The 6,714-nt window shown below is 35.5% G+C and carries 5 protein-coding genes and 1 other annotated feature; of the genes, 1 reads left to right on the top strand and 4 read right to left on the bottom strand.

The features are described from left to right. Positions 1 to 233: 233 nt before the first annotated feature. Positions 234 to 1,052, bottom strand: a complete 819-nt coding sequence (locus tag KI356_RS08155) for a class I SAM-dependent methyltransferase (protein ID WP_212935209.1) — start codon at positions 1,050 to 1,052, stop codon at positions 234 to 236. A 113-nt stretch (positions 1,053 to 1,165) separates the two neighbouring features. Continuing rightward, positions 1,166 to 1,438: a binding site (T-box leader), on the top strand. Between the two features lie 50 nt (positions 1,439 to 1,488). On the opposite strand from KI356_RS08155, the gene metG reads away from it, so the two are divergent. Next, positions 1,489 to 3,123, top strand: a complete 1,635-nt coding sequence (gene metG / locus KI356_RS08160; RefSeq protein WP_212935210.1) for a methionine--tRNA ligase — start codon at positions 1,489 to 1,491, stop codon at positions 3,121 to 3,123. A gap of 42 nt (positions 3,124 to 3,165) precedes the next feature. Here metG and KI356_RS08165 read toward each other — a convergent pair whose 3' ends face one another. The 3 genes from KI356_RS08165 to KI356_RS08175 form a co-directional block, all read right to left on the bottom strand. Next, on the bottom strand, positions 3,166 to 4,068 hold the full coding sequence (locus tag KI356_RS08165; RefSeq protein ID WP_071748108.1) for an EamA family transporter: 903 nt from the start codon (positions 4,066 to 4,068) through the stop codon (positions 3,166 to 3,168). 232 nt (positions 4,069 to 4,300) lie between these two features. After that, entirely contained in the window at positions 4,301 to 5,728 is a 1,428-nt protein-coding gene (locus KI356_RS08170; protein WP_212935211.1) for a sensor histidine kinase, read from the bottom strand. Next, positions 5,706 to 6,371: a response regulator transcription factor gene (locus tag KI356_RS08175; protein WP_212935212.1), complete on the bottom strand. Its 666-nt coding sequence runs from the start codon at positions 6,369 to 6,371 to the stop codon at positions 5,706 to 5,708. Before KI356_RS08175 ends, KI356_RS08170 begins: the two co-directional genes overlap by 23 nt. Positions 6,372 to 6,714 lie beyond the last annotated feature (343 nt).

The raw sequence follows: 6,714 nt of genomic DNA on the forward strand, positions 1-6,714 counted from the left end.
CTTAAATAAAAATAAGAAATACTATTGTAATTCGAAATAACATCCTGTATACTTCTAATTAGTTGATAACGATTATCACTATCAACTGAAACATTACTCTTCGTTATGTTGGTCATACCCCTTTTTGACGACGTAAGTCAGAGACGAATGTTGAAATATCTTGTGTCCTATTCTACAGAATTATGGTAATCTCCAACCTCAACTTATATGCGTAAGCATGCAAAAAAAGGATCCTATCCGTGAAGGGATCCTTTTTTGCATGTTGTCGCAATTAATGTATATAGACCGGGTATACGTTCTTCAATTCCTTCTGGTGAAGTAGAAGGGAAGACCCACCTTTGATGAGATCCGTGTTCTTCAATCAATTTTTCAACCTTGAAATTTGTTTCTGCCATTGCTGAAATAACTTCTCCTAGTGTCCAGCGCCTAATTTTTGTTCTCGGTAAAGCGTATTTCTGTGATTCCGTAAGGAGAGTACTGTAAGCTACGTCATCTTCAATAAGTTCTTCATCAAAATAATTTCCATTTGCTCGAAATGATGGATGATCTACTCCTAATAATTTTGTATAAACGGGATGATAGTCACGCAGTATAAATGTCCCATCTTGTTTTAGTAAGTGAGAGATTATATGAAAGAGTGGCTTTAAGTCTAAAAAGTAATGGAGCACGCCAAGTTCCAGTAACACGATATCAAATGATTGGGATAGATTTAAATCTAGTACATCAGAAACGATATACTGAATAGAGACACCAGCAGCTTCGGCTAGTTCGGTTGCGTATTTTTCATTACTTGCTGAAATATCTACAACTGTTACATCAGCTCCTAAAAGAGCAAGAGCAACAGCTTTATTTCCTTTTGACCCGAGTAAATTAATAATACGTTTTCCTTTTGGAGATTGTATGTAAGGTAAATAGTAAGAGACTTCATGAACAGGATCTTGCATGAGCTTTTTTGCATATTCTGTCGGTGTGCCGTGACGATTCGTCCAAGCTTCATAGGCAGCTGCATTCCAACTTTTTTCATTTATCGTGCTTAGTTGTTTTTGATTCAATTTTATCACTCCTTTTGTGGACTTATAGTTATTCGGTGAGTGAGTAGGATTTCCTGTTTTTTTTGAAAAAAGTTTGATTTTTCTGGTATTAAGTCGTAAAATACGTGTTATACATAAAAGCGTTGAAAAGGAAAAGTAGAATGGAACCATTCTTTCCAGAGAGCTTCGGTAGCTGAGAAGAAGCAAGAATCTTCATTTGAACAATGGCCTTTGAGCTTCGTCCTGAACTTATCAAATGATAATAGTAGGCGGCGACGAGAGTTGGTTCTCGTTATCAAAACCACAGTATAAGAGCATGAATAGCTCCGTACTTGTTAAGGTTAGTTATGTGAATGACTGACGAAATAAGGTGGTACCGCGACTGTTTATACAGCCCCGCCCTTATCTTTTTTAAGATAAGGGCGGGGCTTTTTATATTTTAAAGGAGGAATATAAGATGAGTATTTTTATTGGAGGCGCTTGGCCGTATGCAAATGGTTCGTTACACCTTGGACATATTGCTAGTTTGTTACCTGGAGATATTTTAGCACGTTATTACCGGGCAAAAGGTGAGAATGTGTTGTATGTTTCGGGAAGTGATTGTAATGGAACACCGATTACAATTAGAGCAAAACAAGAAGGTGTGACGGTGAAAGAAATTGCTGATAAGTATCATGAAGAATTTAGTCAATGTTTTCATAAACTTGGTTTTACGTATGATTGTTATACACGTACAGATAGTGAGCACCATCATGAAACTGTTCAAAAAGTCTTTTTGCGTTTATTAGAAGAAGGCTATATTTATAAAAAAGTAGTTGAACAAGCTTATTGCGAAACGTGTACGCAATTTTTACCAGATCGTTATGTAGAAGGCCTTTGTCCACATTGTCATGAGGCAGCAAGAGGCGATCAATGCGATGCTTGTTCCGCTATTTTGGATCCACTGGATTTGTTAGAAAAGAAATGTAAGTTATGTGGTAGTACGCCTTCAGTACAGGAAACAGAGCATTTCTATTTCGCATTGCATACATTTCAGCAGCAAATTAAAGTGGCTGTAGAAATTGCAAAGCAGAAAGGAACATGGCGTGACAATGCAATCCAATTAACAGAAAGATATTTAAAAGAAGGGTTACAAGATAGGGCAGTATCACGTGATTTACCAATTGGGGTACCAATTCCGGTGGAAGGATATGAAGATAAGAAAATTTACGTATGGATTGAAGCGGTGACAGGATATTATTCAGCGAGTAAACATTGGGCTGAAGAAACAGGGAAAGATGATCAAGAGTTTTGGGATAGAGAAGCGAAAACATATTATGTACACGGGAAGGATAACATCCCGTTTCATTCAATCATTTGGCCAGCGGTATTACTTGGAATAGGAGAAGAAGCAATCCCGCGTCATATCGTTTCGAATGAGTATTTAACAGTAGAAAAAAGAAAGTTATCGACAAGTAAAAACTGGGCAGTATGGGTACCTGATATATTAGAAAGATATAATCCAGATTCTATTCGTTACTTTTTAACAGTAAATGCACCAGAAAATCGTGATACTGATTTTTCATGGCGTGAATTCATTTACAGTCATAATGGTGAATTGTTAGGTGCATATGGGAACTTTGTGAATCGGACGTTGAAGTTTATTGAAAAGTATTATGATGGCATTGTGCCAAAAGCAAATATTAATATAGAGCTGAGAGATAAGATAGAAGGATTATATAAAAGTGTAGGAGAGGCGATTGAACAAACTAAATTTAAGGTGGCACTAGAGACAATATTTGATGCGGTCCGCTTTGCAAATAAATACTTTGATGAAAAGCAACCTTGGAAGCAAAGAGAAGAGGACCCAGTTTCATGTGAGGAAACAATTTGTAATTGTGTTTATCTGATAGCAAACTTTGCACAACTGCTGGAACCGTTTTTACCATTTTCAAGTGAGAAAGTTAGAAACACATTGTCGATTGTTAACCGAAATTGGGAACCTCAAAATACGTTGCCGAATAGAATTGATAGCGTGCAGCCATTATTTGAACGAATTGATGTAAAACAAATTGAACATGAGGTAGAGAAGTTATATGGAGCGGTAAAGTGAGATATAGAAAAAAGACCTTTCAAGTAAATGAAAGGTCTTTTTCTATGCACTATGCACACGATTATGTTTTTTTTCTTTCCTAGCAGTAAGTAGTTGTGGTGTGAAAATACCGAGTAATATAAACACAATTCCTATCCACTGCATTAGCGTTACAACTTCATGAACAAGTGTAATAGAAGCGATAATTGCTGTTGGTAATTCAGCTGCACCTAATATTGTACCAAGTCCTGTTCCTACTTTTGGTACGCCAATTGAAAAACAAATGACAGGTATAATAACCCCGAACAGTCCAAGGAAGAAAGCATATTTCCATAGGCCTGCTTGTAAAGCGCCATCCGTTAAAAAGGTAGGCGGGAAAAATAAGCATACAATAAGAGTAGCACTCGTTGTCATAAGAAAGCTTTTCGTATAAGGCGGAACATCTGTAGCAACGCGCCCACTTGCAAATACATAGAATGAGAAAGAGACGGCAGCTAATAGCCCGAAGATAATACCTTTCGTCGAAAAATTTTGTCCAAGACCTTCAAATACTCCACCCGCAAACAATGTACCAGTAAATAAAATAATAATAGATATAACTTTCTCACGGCTTGGGAATGTTCGATTAGCAATCGCTTCGATGACTACACCAATCCAAGTGAACTGAAAGAGTAAAACGACAGCGATAGAGGCTGGTAGTTCTTCTACAGAAATAGCGTAGAAAATCCCAGTCATACTCATAGTTGTTCCGACTGTTAGTAACGAAAAGAATTGTTTTTTTGATACTTTATGACGTGAAAAGAAAAGAACGAGTAAAAGGAGTCCAATCCATCCGAAGACATATTGTCCTCCTAGTAGTTGGTGTGCTGAAAATCCGTCGATGAATCCGAGTTTAAAAATAGTTGAAAGTACGCCGTAGCTACAAGCGCCGAATAAAACTAGTAATGAATACTTAAATTTCTCCATGAGAAAACCTCCTTATATAAAGTGAAACTTTAATCAGTGGGGGTTTTGTTCATCCCCACTGATTATCAGCCCTCACCAATTGGGCGTTTACTGCCCGGCAAATAGCGGGATAAATAAAAAACGCCCGTTATCCTAATAAGGACAACGGGCGAACGAAACAGAGTACGAGACTCTACAAAATTCCGCCACTCATACGAAGTATGAGTTTGGGGTATGAAATTATAGTAGTAGTTTACATTGCTTTCGGAAAGACAATTGAGCATTTTACACCTTGAGGTGTGTTTTGTATTCCATAAGGAAACTGATGTTTATCTAGTATTTGTTTTACAATATATAATCCAAGACCGCTACCTTGTACTAAACCGTTGTTTCCAGGATTAGCGCGATAAAAAGGCTCAAATAAATGAGCGAGTTTGTCCTCATCAATTTGTGAACCTGTATTTAATACTTCTAATGCGTAACCGTTCGGTTTTTCATAAAGTTTTATATATACATGCTGATGATCGATTGTATAGTGAATTGCATTTGAAATAATGTTAAAAATAGCAGTTTGAATAAATTTAGAATCAGCTAAAATTTGTACGTCTTGTTTAATATTAGATTGAACATTTAATTGCTTTACAGATATAAAATAATCTACTTTCTTCATAACGTCCTCAATGATATTAGATAGTGAAATAACTTCTAAATTCGGTTTGAATTGAGGGTTTTGTATTTTGGATAATTCTGACATCTTTTCCGTTAATACGTTAATATCCTGCATCATCTCGTAGGAACGTTTTAAGTATTTATCTCTATCTTTGTAAGCACCGATTCCGTGAATCATGCCATCTAGTTGTCCCATAACGGCTGCGATAGGTGTTTTTAATTCATGGGATACCATAGACATAAATTCTTTGCGAGATTGTTCTAATTGTTGTTCTTTCTTGAGCTCATTTCGTAAATCTTTATTTGTTTCATGTAGATTCTTCACAATGGTTGGGACTTGTGAAGCGGCTACTTGCAAATTAAAATCTGTTTGATCTGTATTTTTGTTAGGTGATTGTTTATCTGAAAAGTCCAGGTTTATAATATCTTTTAAAGTATCACTCATATATTGAAAAGGTTTGGCAATTAGTTTGGTATAAACTAAAGAACCGAGCAGCGATAATGCAAGCATTGTTGCACCAATATTTGGAGCTAATTGTTGCAAGGCATCTGCTAAACTTGGATTATCATGTGTTTCGTTTGTTTTCTTTGCTGCATTTTGTGTATGTAAGGAATCAGTGTTAGCGGCTGTATTTTCCGCTTTAGTATGTGATTCAGTTTTGTTACTTTTCCCAGAAAGATTTGCTGTATTCTCTTTTGCTTTTGCAGTTTGGCTAGGTTGCAAAAGATGATTAATAGCCGTAGAGAGTGTTTTGAAATCTATAATAGATGATTGGAAATTTGAGATGCTACTCTCTGAAACAGCTTTATTTTGTTCGTTTTTCGTAACTGAATCCGCATGTTCCGCAGTTTGCGTTTCAGGGTTTTTCGCATAACGCCCCTTATCATAGTTTAAAGCTAGAAAATAAATAATTTGATACAGGCAAATTGATAAAAGAACACAAAACAATAGGGTTTTGATGAAAATATTTTTGGTGATGTTATCCTTGCTATGCTTCGATTTTGTAGCCAATGCCTTTCACCGTTTTAATATAAGTAATCCCTAATTTTTTCCTTAAATTTTTAATATGTGTATCTATAACTCTTACATCACCATAATGTTCATAGCCCCATACCTTATTTAACAAATCACTTCTTGATAATACTTTTCCTCGATTTTGTAACAACGTATATATAATCTCAAATTCTTTAGTTGTTAGTTCAATTTGATTACCATGAACATAAGCTGCATATGCTGTAGAATTTAACATCAATTCATGGAATTGTAGTATAGTTGCAGTTTCGGATTCCTTCGTTGTTGTCCTTCTTAATACAGCTTCTACGCGTTTAATAAATACCGTGTAATGGAACGGTTTCGTAATATAGTCATCAACGCCCAACTCAAACCCTTTAATTTCACTCTCTTCATTATGTAAGCCTGTTAACATAATGATTGGTACATCAGACTGTCCTCGCATAATTTTACAAATACTATAACCATCTATATCTGGTAACATTACATCAAGGAGGACAAGGTCGTATGAATTTTTTTGGAAAAGAAGAATACCCTCCGTTCCAGCGCCAACCACATCAACGATAAAATTTTGGGCAGTTAAAAATTCACGAATAAGTTCTTGTATATCTGGGTTGTCTTCAATCACCAGTATATGCGTCATAGTAACACCTCCTAAATAACGCTTTTTACTGCAATATTCGAATTCATCATTTTTCGGATGACTCAAGTCGTATATACATATAATAAGCCCCCGCTATAAAATAATCATAAAAGTAGCAAGGGGAATTGTTTATTGGACTGAATATTTCAGGATCACAGTAGTTCTATTATAGTATGCAGTGTAAAATTTATAAAATATTATAACTGTATAATTTTAATATCCATGTTTATTAATGTTTTTATGCTATTTAGTGCAGTCTACTTTCATTATATATGCAAGTAGAGTTGTTTAGCTACTGTAAATGAATAAATAAAATAAGCCAAGATATAAAATTCTTGGCTAC

It is taken from the genome of Bacillus hominis, from assembly GCF_018332515.1.
Taxonomy (GTDB): Bacteria; Bacillota; Bacilli; order Bacillales; family Bacillaceae_G; genus Bacillus_A; species Bacillus_A hominis.